This window comes from Ornithinimicrobium humiphilum (assembly GCF_006716885.1).
GTDB lineage: Bacteria > Actinomycetota > Actinomycetes > Actinomycetales > Dermatophilaceae > Ornithinicoccus > Ornithinicoccus humiphilus.
The window spans coordinates 143722-161162 of record NZ_VFPU01000002.1 but is presented as its reverse complement, the minus strand read 5'-3'; the positions used below and the strand labels follow the sequence as shown (position 1 = coordinate 161162).

Genomic DNA, 17441 nt, shown 5'->3' with positions numbered 1-17441 from the left:
GCCGCGGCTTGGTGGCCGGCGGGGGCACCACCTACACTTGACCCCGGACCCCTCGTGCGGTGGTACCTCACTGAACTCCCCCAGGGCAGGAATGCAGCAAGGGCAGGTGAGCTCTTCCAGGTGCGCGAGGGGTTCTTCTACGTCCTGGGAGCCTCTGCCTGTGCCTCCTCGTGGCGTCCCGCCGCGGCGTCGGGCAGCACGATGGTCGACAGCACCCGCCGCGTCCGGCCGGGGCCCGGGCGCAGGGCCATGCGGGCCGTGACCGACTCCCGCATCTCGTCGAAGAGCTCGGCCATCTCCTCGTCCGTGAGCCAGAGGGCGGTCTGCCGGTAGCTCACCCCGTCGCGCGCCAGGTCGACGTCGTCCTGCTCCAGGTAGCGCTCGAAGAGGCCGAGCAGCCCGGCGGTGAACGACGTGAACGCCCGCAGGTGGTCCTCCCGGGTCATGGACCGCACGGCCTTCGCGTCGAGATGGGCCGCGGCGAGGTCCACGGCATACGTGCGCTCGGTCGTGCCGCGCACCGCGCGCTCCCGGACCACAGGGAGCACCCCGCCCTCGACCAGCCGCGCCACGTGCCGGTAGATCGAGGCGAGCACCGAGGACGTCGTGCGCATGGACGGCGCCCGCCTCAACGCGAAGTGGCACCGTGAGCTGCTGCTCAACGACCCCGCCGACCTGCCCCGGATCGCCGAGCTCGTCCCGGGCGAGGTCGAGACCGTGCTCGTGCCGGACCTGACGCACATCCTGCGCCGCGACGAGGAGCCCCCGTCGCTGTCGCGCTACAAGAAGCTGGTGCGCAGGCCGGTCGACGCCGACACGATGCGGATCGTCGCGGAGTGGGTGGTCGCGACGGTGGGGCGCCGCACGAACGGCGCCCCCTCCGTCACGGACGCAGCATGACCTTGATGGCCCGCCGCTCGTCCATGGCCGCGTAGGCCTCGGCGACCTGGTCGAGCGGCAGGGTCAGGTCGAAGACCTTGCCGGGGTCGATCTCGCCGGCGAGCACGTCGTCGCGCAGCTGCTCCAGATAGGCGCGGACCGGGGCGACGCCGCCGGCGAGGCCGATGTTGGAGCGGAACATGGTGCCGATCGGCACCTCGACGCCGTGCGGGACGCCGACGAAGCCCACGGTGCCGCCGGGGCGGGCGGAGGCGAAGGCCTGGCTCATCGAGTCGCCGGTGCCGACGCACTCGAGGACGCGGTCGGCGCCGACGCCGTCGGTGAGCTCACGGATGCGCTCGGCGCCCTCGTCGCCGCGCTCGGCCACGACGTCGGTGGCCCCGAACTCGCGGGCCACCGCCTGTCGCGGCTCGTGGCGCGACATCGCCACGACCCGGCCGGCGCCCAGGCGGGAGGCGGCGAGCACGGCCGAAAGGCCGACGGCGCCGTCACCGACGACCACGACCGTCTCGCCGGGCTGCACGCCCGCCGCGACCGCGCAGTGCCAGCCGGTGGCCATGACGTCGGAGAGCGCCAGCATCGAGGGCAGCATCGCGTCGTCGGGGACCTCGGGGGTGGCCACGAGCGTGCCGTCGGCGAAGGGGACCCGGACGATCTCGCCCTGGCAGGCCGGCGTGGGCTCGCCGTCGCCGTCCAGGCCGCCCCAGCCCTGCCCGCCGCGGACGCACGAGGTGTGCACCCCGGCGCGGCAGTGGGCGCACTCGCCGCAGGAGTAGCGGAAGGGCGCGATGACGAACTGCCCCGGGCGCACGGTGCGGACCTCGGGGCCGACCTCCTCGACGATGCCGACCATCTCGTGGCCGATCGCGCGGGGCGACCGCACCTCGTTGATGCCGCGGTAGGGCCACAGGTCGGAGCCGCACACGCAGGTGGCGGTGACCCGGACGATCGCGTCGGTGGGGCGCAGGATCGTGGGGTCGGGGACCTCTTCGAGGCGGATGTCACGGGTGGCGTGGAGGATCGTTGCGCGCATGGGTCCATCCAACCAGCCCGACGAAGAGGTCAGCGCGCTGGACGGACTGCTCAGTCTTTGGGCGAAGTGCTGGTCCGTCTGGTCAGAACGGCCCCTCGCCTGGCCTGCGACGTGCAACGATGAGTCTCCCGCCGCATGCGCCGCGACGGGTCGACGACGTCAGTGGAGGAGGACGGTATGCCGTTCCACGTGGGCTCCGAGGTGGGCCGCCTGCGTCAGGTCATCGTGCACCGACCCGGCCTGGAGATGCACCGGCTGACCCCCGACAACAAGGATCAGTACCTCTTCGACGAGATCCTCTGGGTCGAGAAGGCTCAGGAGGAGCACGACCACTTCGTCGAGGTCATGGAGCAGCGCGGGATCGTCGTCCACCACTTCGACCAGCTGCTGCGCGAGACGCTCGCCGTGCCCGAGGCCCGCCGCCACGTGCTGGAGCACTCCCTCGACGAGCGGCACGTCGGGCCCCTGGGCGCCGAGGAGCTGCGGTCGATGTTCGACGGCATGGGCGACGACGAGCTGGCCCGCCACCTGGTCGGCGGGATCACCAAGGCCGAGGTGCTGGACCGCATACCCCATCCGCAGTCGCTGACGATCGAGCAGCTGGACCTGCACGACGCGGTGCTGGCGCCGCTGCCCAACCACCTCTTCACCCGGGACACGTCCGCGTGGGTGCACGGCGGGGTCGCCGTCAACGCCATGCACAAGAAGGCGCGTCGTCGCGAGACCGTGCACTACGCCGCCATCTACCGCTACCACCCGCTCTTCGCCGACGCCGGCGTGCGCTGGTGGACCGAGGGCATCGACGACGGGCCCGCGACCGCCGAGGGCGGCGACATCCTCGTGCTGGGCAGGGGCGTCGTGCTCGTGGGCCTGTCGGAGCGGACCACCGCGATGGGCGTGGAGCGGCTGGCCCGCGCGCTGCTCGCCGACGGCGAGGTCACCCGCGTCATCGCGCTCGACATGCCCAAGGCGCGCGCGGTCATGCATCTCGACACCGTCATGACGATGATCGACGAGGAGACCTTCACGCGCTATCTCGGCCTGCCCGACCTGCCCTCCTGGACCCTGACCGCCGGCGACGAGCGCGACGGCGAGCTCGACGTGGTCGTGGAGCGCCACGCGCCCGAGGACATGATGAAGGTCATCGGCCACGCGCTGGGCGTCCCGCGGTTGCGGGTGCTCGCCGCCGACCAGGACCCGCGCGCTGCCGCGCGCGAGCAGTGGGACGACGGGTGCAACGTGCTCGCGCTGGAGCCCGGCGTGGTCGTGGGCTACGAGCGCAACACCGTGACCAACGACTACCTGCGCGCCCAGGGCGTGGAGGTGCTGGAGATCTCCGGCTCCGAGCTCGGCCGCGGCCGGGGCGGACCGCGCTGCATGTCCTGCCCGGTCGAGCGCGACCCGCTGGGCTGAGGCGTGCCGCCCCGCCGCCGCACCGACCCCGCCGCCGGGGAGCAGGCCCTCGCGGCCTGGCTCGCCGCGCCCGAGGGCGAGGTCGACCGGAGGACGCTGGCGACCGCCGTGCGCTACCTGGCCGAGGAGCTCGCCGTCCGGGCCCCTGGCCGGTCCGTCGAGGTCCGGGTCCCGCCCTTCGTCGCGGTCCAGTGCGTCGAGGGACCGCGGCACACCCGCGGCACGCCGCCGAACGTCGTCGAGACCGACCCCGCGACCTGGCTGGCGCTCGCCACCGGGCGTATGCCGTGGGCCGAGGCCGTGGCGAGCGGCGCCGTCCGTGCGTCGGGCACCCGGGCCGACCTGACGGCATACCTGCCGCTGGTGTGACGCTGCAGCCGTCCCGCGCGCCGTGACCCCGCCGCCCGCCCGCCCGGCGCGGGTGAGCGACACTGGACGGGTGGCACGCGACGAGATCGAGATCATCAACGAGCCCGGCCCCGAGCACGTGCCCGTGCGGCGGCGGCCTGACCTCGTGCGCTTCCTCGTGGTCGGGGGCCTGGTCGGCTACGTGCTGGGGAGCCTGCTCGGCTGGCTCGGCCCCGACGCCCCCGACAGCTCGGTGACGCAGGAGATCATCCTGCTCGGCTCGGTCGGGCTGCTGCTCGGCGTGCTGCTGGCGGCGATCGCCTATCTCGTCGCCGACAAGATCTCGGACCGCACGTAGCCAGGCACACGTAGGCAGGCACCAGACGGCCCGGGCTGCCTAGGCGCGCCTGATCCGCGGAGCCCGGGTGAGGTCGAGCCCTCAGGCCTGCGGGACCTCGCACCCGTCGGGACCGCATACCCCCGAGCCGTCGGCGTCGCCCGCGCCCGGCACGGTCGCGAGGGTCGGGGTGCGCTCGGACCACGCGCGCTCCAGGGCGCCGGCGAAGACCTCGGTCGGCTGGGCGCCGGAGATGCCGTAGCGCTCGTCGACGACGAAGAAGGGCACCCCGCTCGCGCCGTAGGCCCGGGCCTGGTCGATGTCGGCCGCGACCTCGGCGTCGAACTCGTCGCTCGCGAGCACGCGTCGGACGTCCTCGGCCGCGAGGCCGACGCCGGTCGCGATCTCCTCGAGGAGGGCGGCGTCGGTGACGTCGCCGGCCCTGACGAAGTAGGCCTCGAGCAGGGCCTCCTTGAGGCGCCCCTGCAGCTCCGGGCCGCCCTCGTGGAGGGCCAGGTGGAGGAGCCGATGGGCGTCGCGGGTGTTGAGGTGCAGGGTGCGCTCGAGCTGGTAGTCGAGGCCCTCGGCCGCGGCCAGGCTGCTCACGCGGTCCTGCATCGCGGCGATCTGCTCGGGGCCGCCGCCGTACTTGCGCGCCAGCGCCGACGTGGAGGTCTCCACCGGCGGCACGGGGGCCGTCGGGTCGAGCTGGAAGGAGTGCCAGACGACCTCGACCCGGTCCGCGTGCGGGAAGCTCGCGAGGGCGGACTCGAGGCGGCGCTTGCCGATGTAGCACCACGGGCAGGCGATGTCGGACCAGACGTCGATACGCATAGTGCGGCCAACGCTACGTGACGCGTCAGCATTCCGGTGCTCCCGGGAGTGCGGGTCCAGCCTGCTGTGGGAGGATTGCGCCGTGGCACGCGCTGACGGACGGCTCTCGCACGACCTTCTGCCCGACGAGCGGCTGCCCCAGGACGCCTGCGGCGTCTTCGGGGTCTGGGCGCCCGGCGAGGAGGTCGCCAAGCTCGCCTACTTCGGCCTCTACGCCCTGCAGCACCGCGGGCAGGAGGCGGCCGGCATCGCGACGAGCGACGGCCGGCGGCTCGTCGTCTACAAGGACATCGGCCTGGTCAGCCAGGTCTTCGACGAGGCGGCGCTCGCCTCGCTCCAGGGGCACCTCGCGGTCGGTCACTGCCGCTACTCGACGACCGGGCGCAACTCGTGGGAGAACGCCCAGCCCACGCTCGGCGGCACCGCCGACCACACGGTCGCGCTGACCCACAACGGCAACCTCATCAACACCGCCGAGCTGCGTGACCTGCTCGCGCAGCGGCACGGCGGCGACCTGTCGGGCTCGCGCGGCGAGGTCGCGCGCGGCAACACCACCGACACGGCGATCGTCACCGGCCTGCTCACGGCCGACGAGGACGTGCCGCTGGAGCAGGCCGCCCTCGAGGTGCTGCCCCTGCTGCGCGGCGCGTTCAGCCTGGTCTTCTGCGACGAGCAGACGTTGTATGCCGCTCGCGACCCGCAGGGCGTGCGCCCCCTGGTCCTGGGCCGGCTGGAGCGCGGCTGGGTGGTCGCCTCCGAGACCGCGGCGCTGGACATCGTCGGCGCCTCCGTCGTGCGCGAGGTCGAGCCGGGCGAGCTCATCGCGATCGACGAGAACGGCCTGCGCAGCCAGCGCTTCGCCGAGCCGGCGCCCAAGCGCTGCGTCTTCGAGTGGGTCTACCTGGCCCGGCCCGACACCACGATCTCCGGCCGCGAGGTCTACGACGCCCGCGTCGAGATGGGTCGTCGGCTGGCCCTGGAGCACCCGGTCGAGGCCGACCTGGTCATGCCGACGCCCGAGTCGGGCACCCCGGCCGCGATCGGTTATGCCGAGGCCTCGGGCATCCCGTTCGGCCACGGGCTGGTGAAGAACGCCTACGTCGGGCGCACCTTCATCGCGCCGAGCCAGACGATCCGACAGCTGGGCATCCGGCTCAAGCTCAACCCGCTGCGCGACGTCATCAAGGGCAAGCGGCTCGTCGTCGTGGACGACTCGATCGTGCGGGGCAACACCCAGCGGGCGCTCGTGCGGATGCTGCGCGAGGCCGGCGCGGCCGAGGTGCACGTGCGCATCTCCTCGCCGCCGGTGCGCTGGCCCTGCTTCTACGGCATCGACTTCGCGACCCGCGCCGAGCTCATCGCGACCGGCCTCGAGATCGACGCGGTGTGCGCCTCCATCGGGGCCGACTCGCTGGGCTACATCAGCGAGGACAGCATGATCGAGGCGACGTCGCAGGAGCGGTCGACGCTGTGCACCGCGTGCTTCTCGGGCCAGTACCCGATCGAGCTGCCCGACGCCGACAAGCTGGGCAAGGACGTGCTCGAGCTGCAGTTCCCCGTGCGGTCGGGCGCGGACCCGACCGACGTGGGGACGCTCGACGTCGAGGGCGTGCCCACGAGCGCGTCGCCGGGTGGCGTGGAGGCGGTTCGTCGGCCGTAGGCCCTCAGGGGTGGCGGACGTCGATGACGATCCGCGCGGGCTCGTCGAGCGCGAAGACGCGATACTCCGTGTCCTGCCGCAGCCCGACGAAGATCTGCTGCTGGCCCTCGAAGAGCACGCCGTGGACGACCTCGGTCACCACCTCGGTGCCCTGCCCCGTGACCGTGGACCCGTCGTAGCGCTCCGGGGCCTCGGTGGTCCAGTCGATGCCGGCGATGCCGAGCTCAAGGAAGCGCTCGCCCTCGACCTCCACCGGCCGCCCCGAGGCGGCCTCGGCGGGCTCGTCCACGAGGCGGGCGAACCAGCCCAGCGCGACCTCGTCTCCCGTGAGGTCGAGGACCACCCGGTCGAAGCCGTCGTGCCGGCCGGTGCGCACGTCGGTGATCTCCTGACCGGCACCCGCGTCGGCCGGCGGCTGGTCGGAGGGGTCGGACCTCCAGGGCGGGAAGGAGCCGGTGGGTTCCTCCGTGTCGTCGCTGGTCTCGTCGGTGGGGGTCTCGGTGGTGCCCGGTGACGTCGAGGTCGCGGGTGCCGTCGGCGTGGGGCCCTCGGCGTCGGGGTCGTCGTCGCCCTGGCAGCCCGCCAGCAGCAGGGAGGCCAGGACCGCCGCCGTCGCGGACGCCCTCTGCGCTGCGCGCCTGCTCATGCTCAGACCGTACGCCCCTCGGCCTTCTCGCGTCCGAAAGGCACGGCATACCCTTGTCTCGCCCGCCCGCACCAGACCGAGGGAACGTTCATGACTGCGTCCGACCAGCCGATCACCTACGCCAGTGCCGGGGTGGACGTCCACGCCGGGGACCGTGCGGTGGAGCTGATGAAGGAGTCGGTGCGGCGTGCGACCCGGCCCGAGGTGCTGGGGGGTCTCGGCGGCTTCGCGGGGATGTTCGACGCGTCGGTGCTCAAGGGCATGCAGCGGCCGGTGCTGGCGACGTCGACGGACGGTGTGGGGACCAAGGTTGCGATCGCGCAGGCGATGGACGTGCACGACACCATCGGGCAGGACCTGGTCGGCATGGTCGTCGACGACATCGTGGTGTCGGGCGCCGAGCCGCTGTTCATGACCGACTACATCGCGTGCGGGAAGGTGGTGCCGGAGCGCATCGCCGCGATCGTGTCGGGCATCGCGCGCGGCTGCGAGCTGGCGGGCGTCGCGCTCGTCGGTGGTGAGACCGCGGAGCACCCGGGCCTGCTCGGGCCGGAGGAGTACGACGTCGCCGGTGCCGCCACGGGCGTGGTCGAGCACGGCGAGGTCCTGGGCCCGCACCTGGTCGAGAAGACCGACGTGATCATCGCGCTGCCGTCGTCCGGGCTGCACTCCAACGGCTACTCGCTGGTGCGGCGGGTCTTCGGCGCTGCCGGCTGGGACTGGGACCGGCACGTCGACGAGCTCGGACGGACGCTGGGGGAGGAGTGCCTCGAGCCGACGCGGATCTACACCAAGCCGCTGCTGGAGCTCATCCGCGCCCAGGTCGGGCTGCACGCGCTGTCTCACGTGACCGGTGGCGGCCTGGCCGCCAACCTCGCCCGCGTGCTGCCGCGCGGACTGTGCGGCGTCGTCGACCGCAACTGGACCCCGCCCGCGATCTTCCAGCTGGTGCAGGAGCTCGGCCGGGTGCCGCAGGCCGACCTCGAGCAGACGCTCAACATGGGTGTCGGCTTCGTCGCCATCGTCTCCGCCCACAACGCACCTCGCGCCATGGGTGTGCTTGCCGAGCACGGCATCGAGGCCTGGCCCATCGGCGAGGTGATCGACGCCGCCGACGTGCCGGAGATCGGGGAGCCGCTGGTCCAGGGCGCCAAGGGGGTCGACGGTGGCTCGGTGCAGATGACGGGGTCCTACCTCGGCTGGAGCATCTGAGAGGCCCCGGACCGGCCGGTCGCTCCGTCCCACGCGAACCGCCGATTCAGAACGGCGGCGGGCCCGGGTGCCGGCTGCCCCAGCGCCCATCGACGACGTCCCCGTCCGCGCCGTCGCGCTGCGTGGCGTCGTGCGCCCCGCCCCCGTCCGCCGCGGTCCCCAGCGTCGTCCAGTCCGAGCTGTCCAGGACGGCCCGAGGGTCCAGGTCCCGCATCGTCTCCGGCGAGGGCGTCCCGGGTCGTGGCCCGGTGGTCCGACGACCGTCCGGCCTCGTGCAACGCAGCCAGATGGCGTCGCGCACGTCGTGGTCGGACCCCGCCTCGGGGTCGTCGTCATCGGCCTCGAGCCGGGCGCCGAGGTCGCGGTGGGCGAGCGCGGCGTAGACCAGCAGGGACGCCAGGTGGCGACGTTCGTCAGGGCTGAGCCCGGTGCCGGGTGGCACATCGGCAGATCTCGCCGCGGCGGGGACTGACGGGTCTTCATGCGGTCTGACCCGGCCGAGGTACTGCCGGTAGTCGTGAACGCGGGTCCGGTGCGGCCGGCCCCAGAATGACTCCCACGTCACGTTGCGGCTCTCGTCCATCGTGGCGTCCCAGAACTTCTCGGTCTTGAGGGCGTGCCAGGTGCGGTCGAGCGACTGCAGGTTGGACTCGGTGGTGCGGCCGCCAAGCAGGTACTCCTCGACGTGGTCGAGGTCGCAGCGGCCGGACGGGAGGGTCGAACCGGGGGCGCGCGACATCACGTCGGCCGCCCGCAGCTGCGCGCGCATGGCGCGATCCGGGGAGTATCGCGTCAGCGACCGCTCGAGGCAGCGGCCGTCGGCGGGATCGGTGAGCAGTCGGTAGATGGTGGTGCCGGGGCGACCTGCGATGCGACGCACCTCGTCGGCCGTGAGGAAGGTCGACCGCGTAGCCAGGACGCGAGCGACGCCGGGGAGATGATGGGCGTCGGCGTCGGCGTCGGCGTCGGGGGAATCGCGGTCTGCGGATGCCGTCGCGCCGTCACTGTCCGAGGCAGAGCTGCCCGCTCCGTCGCTGCCCGGTGTGGCGGACGGCCTGGCGCGGCCTGCACCCGCTCCATCCGATGGCGCGCCTGCGTTGACCGCGGCATGACCCGCCAGGACGTCCCAGGGCACGACGACGTGCAGCTCGTGGGCAGGGGTGCCCGAGATGACGTCGACGAGACGGGCGATGTCGTCGGGCGTCAGCAGGTCCGCGTCCTCGCCCAGGGCGGGCAGGGGCAGGGTGCCGTGCAGGAGCAGCGCGCGGGCGGCGTCGCTGCGGAGGGCCGGGACACCGCGCGGGTCGCCCTCGCGGCGGGCTCGGACAGCGATGGTGTGCAGGCGCTCGACGCATGCCGTCACCGAGGCGGCGTCACCCGTGACGACCAGTTGGGCGCTGCCGTCGTCGTCGACGACCGCATAGGCGTCACGGGAGCGGTGCTGCGCCTCCCGCCTGGCCCGCTGCGCCAGCGGGTCGGCCCCTTCCTGGCGGCGCACCTCGCGCTCCAGGGCGTCGAGGAACTGCTTCTTGGCCCACGGCGCCGTCGACAGCTCTCCGTCGGGTGTGAGCCGCTCGGGGGCGACCTCGCCGAGCGGGACGTCCATGCCGAAGAGCGTCCGAGCGATCTCCGCCCCCGACTCGTGCGGCAGGTGGGTGCAGCGCCGCCACCAGGCGGCCACCAGCTCCCACCGGGCGATGCCGGCATCGAGAGCCTGCTGGACCGGGCGCGCGCACGCGTCGGGTGCCGTGGCGATCGCGACGACGGTGCGTGCCGCCCCGAGGCCCATCCCGGTCGCGGTGGCCAGCTCGGCCGCGGTGACGGACTTGGCGCGGGCACGCCAGCGCTCACGGGCGGTGGGGGAGAGCTCGTCGGGGGAGGTGACGCCCTTGACCCGGAGCATCTTCTCGGCGGTGCGCGCCGCCAGCTCTCGTGCGGCATGGAGACGAGCCGACTCGAGCAACGAGGACAACCCGTGCACGGTCTCCAGCGCCCCGACCGCCTCCTCGCCGGCGAGCGGCTGGCGGGAGAGCGAGGGAGCGAGAGCCTCGAGGCCTTCCTCGAGACCTTCGCGGAGCTGGTCGGCGACGACTTCGCGGAGGGGCGGGGTGGTGAGGTCCGGGTCCGAGGCCGGTCCCGAGGTCGGTCCCGAGGCGGCTGCTGCATCCAGGGCCGGGTGCGCACCACAGGGCGCGGGTGCTTCCAGGCGGATGAACCCGTTCTTCGGGGCGGCGATGCGGATGACGCCGTCGAGTCCGACCGAGGTCTTGTGCGCCCACTCGGCCGGGACGAAGGAACGCAGCCGGCGAAGGTTCACCGTGCCGTCCGGGGCCAGAGCGGCGAGGAGCTGCGCGGCGCGCTCGGCGTCCCGGTCCTTGTGCGACATGCCCTCACCCCCGGGAGATCTCAGCTGCGGTGCTGGTGGATGAGACCCATCCTAGTACATATGTTCGAATAAGGGAAGGGTTGTCCACAGTGAGTCGGCGCTGGACGGGGGCGCCAGGGCTGGCAGCGGGTGGGCGGGGCCGTGACCTGCGGGGCAGGATGTGGGCGTCGTGGCCTCGGGCCTGCGCGTGCCCAGGGTGCGTTGCTGGTGGCGCAGCCGGGTGGCCCGCAGGGGTGGACGTTGGCCGGCCCAAAGGAGCAGGAGAGTGCCGTGAGCGGCGGCCCGGTCCGGAGAGTGGCTGTGAGCGGCGGCCAGGTCGAGAGTGGCTGTGAGCGACTTCCCGGTCCGGAGCGCGTGAGCGGCGGCCCGACCCAGAGAGCGCGTGTGGTCTGATCCGAAGGAGCGCGCGGCCACCAAGCGGATCAGCCCGCCGGCGTCACCAGCACCCAGTACGTCGTCGGCCCGCGGTCACCGATGTTCGCCGACCACCGCAGCCCGGCCGCGTCGCTGGTCAGCGCCCGGCGGATCTGCTGGTTGTCCGGCTCCGCCAGCACGACGGTCTCGGACGCCTCCACGGTCCTGATCTCGAGCGCGTTGGTCACGGTGTTCACCGGCACCCCCTCGAACGTCCACGACGTCTCGGTCGTCGCGTCGGCGCTCGACTGCGAGCCCTCGTGCCACATCGTCAGGACGTCACCGTCGATCGGCGCGGGGTCGCAGGCGGCGGCCTGCACCTCCTGCCACGTCGACACGGCGGTCAGCGGCGCGGTGCACTCGCGCAGCTCGAAGGTCACCGTCTGGAAGTTCATGTAGCGGTTGAACGCCACCGTCGCGATGACCGCGATCGCCACGAACCCCAGCGCCAGCATGATCCACCCACCGCGGCCGGACCGGCGTCCCCGCACCGTCGCGTCCGCGGAGGTCCAGCTCGCCTCGTGCCGAGACCGTTGCGCCATGTCCGTCCCTTCCCTGACCGGTGGTCAAGGCTAGTCCCTGCAGCAGGGAGTCCGGTCCCCGCAGAGCGGGTATGCGGTCAGGTCCGGTCCGCGAGCGCGCCCCCGTATGCCGCCGCCTCAGTCCGCGAGCGCGCCCGTCTGCACCGACCACAGCTCGGAGTAGGGGCCAGGCCGCGCCACGAGCTCGTCGTGCGTCCCGGCGTCGACGACCCGCCCGGCGGCGAGCACCCAGATCCGGTCGGCGTGCCGCACGGTCGAGAGCCGGTGCGCCACCATCACGGTCGTGCGCCCCTTGCTGACCTCCGCCAGCGACCGCTGGATCGCGGCCTCGGTCTCGTTGTCGACGGCCGACGTGGCCTCGTCGAGGATGAGCACCTCGGGGTCGCGCAGGATCGCCCGCGCCAGCGCCAGCCGCTGCCGCTGACCGCCCGAGAGCGTCACGCCGCGCTCGCCGACGTGCGTGTCGTAGCCGTCCGGCATGGCCTCGACGAACTCCGCCGCCTGAGCCTGCTCGGCGGCCCGCACGATCTCGTCGCGGGTCGCGCCGGGGCGTCCGTAGGCGATGTTGTCCGCGATCGAGCCCTCGAAGAGGAAGACGTCCTGGGCGACGTAGCCGATCCGGCCCCGCAGCCCCTCCCACGTCAGCTCGCGCAGGTCGATCCCGTCCAGCAGCACCTGACCCGCCCGCGGGTCGGTGAAGCGCAGCAGCAGCCGCAGCAGCGACGACTTGCCGGCGCCCGTCGGACCGACGACCGCGTGCACCTCGCCCGCGGGCACCACCAGGTCGACGTCGTGCAGCACGTCCGGGCCGTCGGCATATCCCGCACGGACCCCGCGCAGCTCCAGCCGCCCGGTCACCGCGTCAGGTGTCCGGTCGCCCGGCAGTGTCAGCGGCTTCTCGTCGAGCAGCGCCAGGATGCGGCGCACCGACGCCATCGCGCGCTGGTAGAGGTCGAGGACCTCGCCCACCGACGTGAGCGGCCACAGCAGGCGCTGGGTCATGAAGACCAGCACCGAGTAGAGGCCGATCTCGAGCGTGCCGTCGAGCGCCATCCACCCGCCGAGCAGCAGCGTCATCGTGAAGCCCACGAGGATCGCCATCCGGATGAGCGGCACGAAGGCCGCCGAGGCCCGGATCGCGTCGGCGTTGGCGAGCCGGTAGGCGTCCGACGCCTCCCGCACCCGCTCCAGCTCGCGCTCCTCCGCGGTGAACGACTTGATCGTCGCCATCCCGCCGAGGTTGCCCGAGACCAGCCCGCTGATGCGCGCCACCGTCGACCGCACGGCCGCATACCGCGGCTCGAGCCGCCGCTGGAACCACAGCGACCCCAGGATGATCACCGGGATCGGCAGGAACGCCAGCAGCGTCAGCGTCCAGCTGCTGGCCGCGAAGACCGCGCCCACGAGCACGACGTTGAGCGCCAGCGTCCAGAGCCGGTCCACCCCGGTGTCGAGGAAGCGCTCCAGCTGGTTGACGTCGTCGTTGACCACGGCGAGCGTCGAGCCCGTCGACCGCGACTCGTGCCAGGCCATGTCGAGGCCCTGCACGTGCCCGTAGGTCTCCAGGCGCAGGTCGTGCTCGACCTGCTGCGCGAGGTTGCGCCAGGTCAGTGCGGCGAGGTAGTCGAAGGTCGACTCCAGCACCCACACGACCGCGTTGACGACCGCCAGCCACAGGATCTGCTGGTGACGGTCGGGAACCCCCAGGAGCGAGGCGACGAAGGAGTCGGCTCCTCGCACCACCACGTCGATGGCCGCGCCGATGAGCAGCTCGGGCATGACGTCCATGACCTTGCGGATCGTGGACAGCACGAAGGCGAGCACCACGCGGGCGCGGTACTGCCGGTACCTGACCCAGAGCTCGGCCAGGGGATGTGCGTGTGTGGGGGTGGGAGGAGTCGAGGTCGACCCCGACACCTCAGTGTCGGCCGTCAGAGGCCCACGACTCGTCGTCGTCCTCGTCGTCCGGCGCCGCGTAGGCGGCGTAAGGGTCCTCCTCCTCGCCGTCCTCGTCGTCCTGAGCGTCGTCGTAGACGTGCTCGCCGCGCGAGGCCCGGAGCTCGCGCTCCAGTGCGGTGAGGTCCGTGGACGGAGCTGAGTACTTCAGCTTCCTGGCCACCTTGATCTGCTTTGCCTTGGCCCGGCCGCGCCCCATGGCGTGACCCCCTTGTGTCGAGTCTGCCGGGGCGGCATCGCTGGCTGACGAATCAGGTCGCGGAGCCGGCCCGGGGAATGTGAGCGTTCGTGGGGCCTAGGCTACATGAGAGACACGGTGCCCCCGGCATCGGTGCCTGGCGGCCGGCTCGGGAGCGTTGTGCCGCAGAGGGTATGACGTGCGGCGACGCCTCAGGCGTCGGTGCGGCCGCGGCCCCAGGTGCGTGCGAGCAGCCCCAGCAGGCCGACGACGGCCAGCCCGATGATCACCCACGCCCACACCGGCAGCCCGCCCTCGTCCGCCACGGCGTCCTGCTCGTCGCCGGTGGTCGCGTCCTCGGTCGGCTCGGCGGTCGCCGTCGGCTCCGCGCTCGTCGTCTCCTCGGCGGCGGTCTCCGTCGGCTCCTCCGAGGTCTCGACGGGCTCCGAGGTCTCCACCGTCGTCGGCGCGGCCGTGGTCGGCTCCTCCGTCGTGGGCTCCTCGGTCACCTCGACCGTGAAGGACAGCTCGCCCGAGATCGGGTGGCCGTCCTCGCTGGTGACCCGCCAGACGACGTCGTACGTCCCGGCGCCCAGGTCGTCCACGAGGTCCTGCGTGACGAACCGGCCGTCCACCTCGGGCTCGCCGTCGACGACCGAGCGGCCGTCGGGGTCGGTCACCACGACCTGCAGGCCCAGCTCGGACAGCTGGCCCGAGAACTCCAGCTCGAGCTCGTCGGGCGCCTCGACGACGGCACCGTCCTCCGGGTCGCTCCCCAGGAGCTGGTCGTGCGCGCTGGCCGTGCCGGCGGGTGCGAGCAGGAGGAGGGCGATCAGAACAGCCATGAAGGGGTGACGTGCACGGGTCATGCCCGTCAGTCTAGGAAGCCCCTTACGCTGCGGGGCATGCAGCCCTCGTCCTACCGCACCGTCGCCGGCCCCGTCGTCGCGCGGATCGAGGAGAAGCGGTCGGTCTTCGAGTGCTGGCTGCGCCGGGCCGACGACGAGGCGGCCGCCCGCGCCGTCGTCGAGGAGGCGCGCAGCACCCACTGGGACGCCCGCCACCACTGCTCCGCCTTCGTGCTCGGCCCCGACGGCGCCACCGTCCGCAGCAACGACGACGGCGAGCCCGCGGGCACCGCCGGCACGCCGATGCTCGAGGCCCTCACCCACTCGGGCCTCAGCGACGTCGTCGCGGTCGTGACCCGGTGGTTCGGCGGCACGCTGCTCGGCACCGGTGGCCTGGTCCGGGCCTACGGCGACGCGGTCCGCGCCTCGGTCGCCGAGGCCGAGATCCTCACCCGGCTGCGCGTGACCGAGGTCGACGTCCGCGCCGATCACGCCATCGCCGGGCGCCTCGAGCACGACCTCCGTGCTCGGGGCATCGCGGTGCCCGACGTCTCCTACGGCGAGCAGGTCACCCTGCGCGTCCAGGTGCCCGCCGACGACGCCGAGGAGCTCCCCGGCCTGCTCGCCTCGCTGACCTCGGGAGCGGCCGAGGTCGTGCCCGGCAGCGAGGGCTCGGGCTGGCTCGACGTGCAGGGTTGACCCAGGGTCCGCCCGGTACGCTTCCGGCCATGGTCCGGCCCCCGCTCGACACGACCGTCCCCTTCGTGCCCGTCGTCCTCGGCGGGGAGCTGGCGACCTACACCCTGGCCCGCGCCTTCCACGCCGAGCTCGACGTCCGCACCACGGTGATCAGCCGCACGGTGCCCTCCGCGGTCCGCGGCTCGGCCATCATCGACAACGTGCAGCTCCCCGGCATGGACGACGACGAGCAGCTGCTGGCCGGCCTGAGCGACATCGCCGACGCCAACCCCGGCGCCCGGGTCCTCGTCCTCGGCACCGTCGACACCTGGGTCACCCGCATCGCGGCGCTGCGCGACCGGCTCGACGAGCGCTTCGCGATCCCCTACCCGCCGCTGCCGCTCATCGAGCGCCTCTCCGACAAGGAGGGCTTCGCCGCGCTCTGCGCCGAGGTGGGCGTCGCCCATCCCGTCACCAGGGCGATCCCCGCCGACGCGGCCGAGGCTGACCTCGGGGACCTCCTCGAGGGGCTGCGGTGGCCGCTCGTCGTCAAGGCCGGCGACTCCTCCTTCAGCACCCTCGTCTACGAGGGCAAGAAGAAGGTCGCCTACTGCGACGACCTCGCCTCTCTCGTCGAGCTGCGCCGCACCATGACCACCGCGGGGTATGCCGGTTCCCTCGTCGTGCAGGAGCGCATCCCGGGCGGCGACGAGCAGATGCGGGTGCTCACGACCTACTCCGACCTCTCCGGCACGGTCCGCTGGGGCCGCCTCGGCCACGTCCTCCTCGAGGACCACGACCCGGCGATGATCGGCAACCCGCTCGCGGTGATCTCCGGCGCCAGCTTCACGGCGGTCGGCGAGGCGACGCGGATGCTCGAGCACGTGGGGTGGACCGGTTACGCCAACTTCGACATCAAGGTCGACCCGCGCGACGGCACCGAGTACTTCTTCGAGCTCAACCCCCGGCTCGGCCGCTCCCACGCCTACCTGTCCGCGGCCGGCCACCCGATCGTCGCGCCGATGGTGCGCGAGCACGTCGAGGACCGCGACCCCTACGACGGCGTCGAGGTCGGGCCCGAGACCGACGACTGGCTCTACTCGATCGTCCCGGTGCCGCTGCTCGCCCGCTACGTCACCGACCCGGCCACCCGCCGCCGCCTGGCCGCGATCCGGTCGACCGGGCGGGTCGTCCGCCCGCTGCGCTACGACGCCGACCCGGGCCGCGACCGCCGGCTGGCCCAGCTCAAGAACGACGTGCGCTACGTCCGCAACTTCGCCACCCACTACCGCAGGCCGGTGACCGCATGAGCACCGACGCCGCGAGCGACCGCCTGCTCCCCGCCGAGACCTGGGCCCGCCCGGTGCTCGGCGTCGTCGGCGGGATGGGCCCGGCCGCGACCGTCGCCTTCCTCGACGCGCTGACCCGCCGCACCCCCGCGGGCCGGGACCAGGACCACATCGACACGGTCGTGCTCTCCCACGCGAGCGTGCCCGACCGCACCGCCCACCTCGTCGACCCCGAGCAGCCCGACCCCACTCCCTACCTGCTGGGCGACCTCGAGGTGCTGGCCCGGCTGGGCTGCGCGTGCGCGGTCATCGCCTGCAACACCGCCCACGCCTTCCTTCCCGAGGAGCTGCCGCTCCCGCTGCTCTCGCTCGTGCGCGTGGGTGCCGAGGCCGCCGTCGACGGCGCCGACGCCCCCGGACGGGCCCCGCGGGTCCGCGTCCTCGCCACCGACGGCACCGTGAGCAGCGGCGTCTACCAGGACGCGCTCGCCGCCCTCGGTGCCGAGCCGCTGCTGCCCGACGAGGCCGGCCAGCGCGAGCTGATGTCGGTCATCTACGACGGGGTCAAGGCCGGCGTGGACGTCCCGACCGCCGCCTTCGTCGACCTCCTCGCCCGGCTCCGCGGCGACGCCGACACCGTGGTGCTGGCCTGCACCGAGCTGTCCGTGCTCGGCGAGCAGGCGAGCTCCGACCTGCCCCCGTGGGCGGTCGACGCGCAGGCCGCGCTGGTCGAACGGGTCGTCGCCGAGCTCCGGGGCTAGCACGCC

General features: G+C 73.2%; 18 protein-coding genes and 1 other RNA gene. 10 read left to right on the top strand and 9 right to left on the bottom strand.

Features of this window, described 5'->3' with window-relative positions; genetic code table 11:
* Positions 1-43 precede the first annotated feature (43 nt).
* Positions 44-140, top strand: an RNA gene (gene ffs, locus FB476_RS14355) — signal recognition particle sRNA small type.
* Here ffs and FB476_RS16530 read toward each other — a convergent pair.
* Positions 138-614, bottom strand: coding sequence for a helix-turn-helix domain-containing protein (locus tag FB476_RS16530; RefSeq protein WP_170233666.1), 477 nt, complete (start codon positions 612-614; stop codon positions 138-140). The genes ffs and FB476_RS16530 overlap by 3 nt on opposite strands.
* Between FB476_RS16530 and FB476_RS14340 the strand changes: the two genes are divergently transcribed.
* Positions 613-900, top strand: coding sequence for a hypothetical protein (locus tag FB476_RS14340; protein WP_141820603.1), 288 nt, complete (start codon positions 613-615; stop codon positions 898-900). The genes FB476_RS16530 and FB476_RS14340 overlap by 2 nt on opposite strands.
* Here the strand turns inward: FB476_RS14340 and FB476_RS14335 are convergent.
* On the bottom strand, positions 884-1933 hold the full coding sequence (locus FB476_RS14335; protein ID WP_141820601.1) for a zinc-dependent alcohol dehydrogenase family protein: 1050 nt from the start codon (positions 1931-1933) through the stop codon (positions 884-886). The two genes, FB476_RS14340 and FB476_RS14335, sit on opposite strands and share 17 nt — an antisense overlap.
* 177 nt (positions 1934-2110) lie before the next feature.
* Here FB476_RS14335 and FB476_RS14330 point away from each other — a divergent pair, with 177 nt between their 5' ends.
* The 3 genes from FB476_RS14330 to FB476_RS14320 all read left to right on the top strand — a co-directional run bounded on the left by FB476_RS14330 (position 2111) and on the right by FB476_RS14320 (position 4052).
* Positions 2111-3346, top strand: a complete 1236-nt coding sequence (locus FB476_RS14330) for an arginine deiminase (protein WP_141820599.1) — start codon at positions 2111-2113, stop codon at positions 3344-3346.
* Between the two features lie 3 nt (positions 3347-3349).
* Complete coding sequence (locus FB476_RS14325) at positions 3350-3715, top strand: sterol carrier family protein (RefSeq protein ID WP_141820597.1); 366 nt, start codon at positions 3350-3352, stop codon at positions 3713-3715.
* A gap of 70 nt (positions 3716-3785) precedes the next feature.
* Entirely contained in the window at positions 3786-4052 is a 267-nt protein-coding gene (locus FB476_RS14320; RefSeq protein ID WP_141820595.1) for a hypothetical protein, read from the top strand.
* Positions 4053-4133: 81 nt separating this feature from the next.
* On the opposite strand, the gene FB476_RS14315 is transcribed toward FB476_RS14320, so the two are convergent.
* Positions 4134-4865, bottom strand: a complete 732-nt coding sequence (locus FB476_RS14315; RefSeq protein WP_141820593.1) for a DsbA family oxidoreductase — start codon at positions 4863-4865, stop codon at positions 4134-4136.
* Positions 4866-4947: 82 nt separating this feature from the next.
* Here FB476_RS14315 and purF point away from each other — a divergent pair, with 82 nt between their 5' ends.
* Complete coding sequence (gene purF / locus FB476_RS14310; protein WP_202877042.1) at positions 4948-6525, top strand: amidophosphoribosyltransferase; 1578 nt, start codon at positions 4948-4950, stop codon at positions 6523-6525.
* Between the two features lie 4 nt (positions 6526-6529).
* On the opposite strand, the gene FB476_RS14305 is transcribed toward purF, so the two are convergent.
* Positions 6530-7171 carry an AMIN-like domain-containing (lipo)protein gene (locus tag FB476_RS14305; RefSeq protein ID WP_141820589.1) on the bottom strand — a complete coding sequence of 214 codons (642 nt, stop codon included), beginning with the start codon at positions 7169-7171 and terminating at the stop codon, positions 6530-6532.
* 90 nt (positions 7172-7261) lie between these two features.
* Between FB476_RS14305 and purM the strand changes: the two genes are divergently transcribed.
* A complete protein-coding gene (gene purM / locus FB476_RS14300) occupies positions 7262-8383 on the top strand; it encodes a phosphoribosylformylglycinamidine cyclo-ligase (protein WP_141820587.1) in 1122 nt (373 codons plus the stop codon).
* 46 nt (positions 8384-8429) lie between these two features.
* Here purM and FB476_RS14295 read toward each other — a convergent pair whose 3' ends face one another.
* The 5 genes from FB476_RS14295 to FB476_RS14275 form a co-directional block, all read right to left on the bottom strand.
* Positions 8430-10769, bottom strand: a complete 2340-nt coding sequence (locus tag FB476_RS14295) for an HNH endonuclease signature motif containing protein (RefSeq protein ID WP_141820585.1) — start codon at positions 10767-10769, stop codon at positions 8430-8432.
* A gap of 422 nt (positions 10770-11191) precedes the next feature.
* The gene (locus FB476_RS14290) at positions 11192-11725 is read right to left on the bottom strand and encodes a hypothetical protein (RefSeq protein ID WP_141820583.1); all 534 of its coding nucleotides are present in this window, start codon (positions 11723-11725) and stop codon (positions 11192-11194) included.
* 117 nt (positions 11726-11842) lie between these two features.
* Entirely contained in the window at positions 11843-13552 is a 1710-nt protein-coding gene (locus tag FB476_RS14285; RefSeq protein WP_238329811.1) for an ABC transporter ATP-binding protein, read from the bottom strand.
* A 91-nt stretch (positions 13553-13643) separates the two neighbouring features.
* Positions 13644-13880, bottom strand: coding sequence for a DUF3073 domain-containing protein (locus FB476_RS14280; RefSeq protein WP_141820579.1), 237 nt, complete (start codon positions 13878-13880; stop codon positions 13644-13646).
* A 191-nt stretch (positions 13881-14071) separates the two neighbouring features.
* Positions 14072-14728, bottom strand: a complete 657-nt coding sequence (locus FB476_RS14275; RefSeq protein WP_141820576.1) for a copper resistance CopC family protein — start codon at positions 14726-14728, stop codon at positions 14072-14074.
* A gap of 36 nt (positions 14729-14764) precedes the next feature.
* Between FB476_RS14275 and FB476_RS14270 the strand changes: the two genes are divergently transcribed.
* From FB476_RS14270 to FB476_RS14260, 3 genes are read left to right on the top strand one after another with little or no spacing between them, the layout of a single operon-like run.
* A complete protein-coding gene (locus tag FB476_RS14270; protein ID WP_141820574.1) occupies positions 14765-15406 on the top strand; it encodes an IMPACT family protein in 642 nt (213 codons plus the stop codon).
* Positions 15407-15435: 29 nt separating this feature from the next.
* A complete protein-coding gene (locus FB476_RS14265) occupies positions 15436-16695 on the top strand; it encodes a carboxylate--amine ligase (protein WP_141820573.1) in 1260 nt (419 codons plus the stop codon).
* Positions 16692-17435 (top strand): aspartate/glutamate racemase family protein, encoded by a 744-nt coding sequence (locus FB476_RS14260; protein ID WP_141820571.1) that lies wholly within the window; start codon positions 16692-16694, stop codon positions 17433-17435. The genes FB476_RS14265 and FB476_RS14260 overlap by 4 nt, the downstream gene beginning before the upstream one ends.
* Positions 17436-17441: the final 6 nt, after the last annotated feature.

Excerpts from the sequence above, each read along its gene's own strand:
- FB476_RS14340 (WP_141820603.1), top strand. The coding sequence starts at position 613 with ATGGACGGCGCCCGCCTCAACGCGAAGTGGCACCGTGAGCTGCTGCTC.
- FB476_RS16530 (WP_170233666.1), bottom strand. The coding sequence starts at position 614 with ATGCGCACGACGTCCTCGGTGCTCGCCTCGATCTACCGGCACGTGGCG.
- FB476_RS14335 (WP_141820601.1), bottom strand. The coding sequence starts at position 1,933 with ATGCGCGCAACGATCCTCCACGCCACCCGTGACATCCGCCTCGAAGAG.
- FB476_RS14330 (WP_141820599.1), top strand. The coding sequence starts at position 2,111 with ATGCCGTTCCACGTGGGCTCCGAGGTGGGCCGCCTGCGTCAGGTCATC.
- FB476_RS14315 (WP_141820593.1), bottom strand. The coding sequence starts at position 4,865 with ATGCGTATCGACGTCTGGTCCGACATCGCCTGCCCGTGGTGCTACATC.
- FB476_RS14305 (WP_141820589.1), bottom strand. The coding sequence starts at position 7,171 with ATGAGCAGGCGCGCAGCGCAGAGGGCGTCCGCGACGGCGGCGGTCCTG.
- purM (WP_141820587.1), top strand. The coding sequence starts at position 7,262 with ATGACTGCGTCCGACCAGCCGATCACCTACGCCAGTGCCGGGGTGGAC.
- FB476_RS14295 (WP_141820585.1), bottom strand. The coding sequence starts at position 10,769 with ATGTCGCACAAGGACCGGGACGCCGAGCGCGCCGCGCAGCTCCTCGCC.
- FB476_RS14290 (WP_141820583.1), bottom strand. The coding sequence starts at position 11,725 with ATGGCGCAACGGTCTCGGCACGAGGCGAGCTGGACCTCCGCGGACGCG.
- FB476_RS14280 (WP_141820579.1), bottom strand. The coding sequence starts at position 13,880 with ATGGGGCGCGGCCGGGCCAAGGCAAAGCAGATCAAGGTGGCCAGGAAG.
- FB476_RS14275 (WP_141820576.1), bottom strand. The coding sequence starts at position 14,728 with ATGACCCGTGCACGTCACCCCTTCATGGCTGTTCTGATCGCCCTCCTC.
- FB476_RS14270 (WP_141820574.1), top strand. The coding sequence starts at position 14,765 with ATGCAGCCCTCGTCCTACCGCACCGTCGCCGGCCCCGTCGTCGCGCGG.
- FB476_RS14265 (WP_141820573.1), top strand. The coding sequence starts at position 15,436 with ATGGTCCGGCCCCCGCTCGACACGACCGTCCCCTTCGTGCCCGTCGTC.
- FB476_RS14260 (WP_141820571.1), top strand. The coding sequence starts at position 16,692 with ATGAGCACCGACGCCGCGAGCGACCGCCTGCTCCCCGCCGAGACCTGG.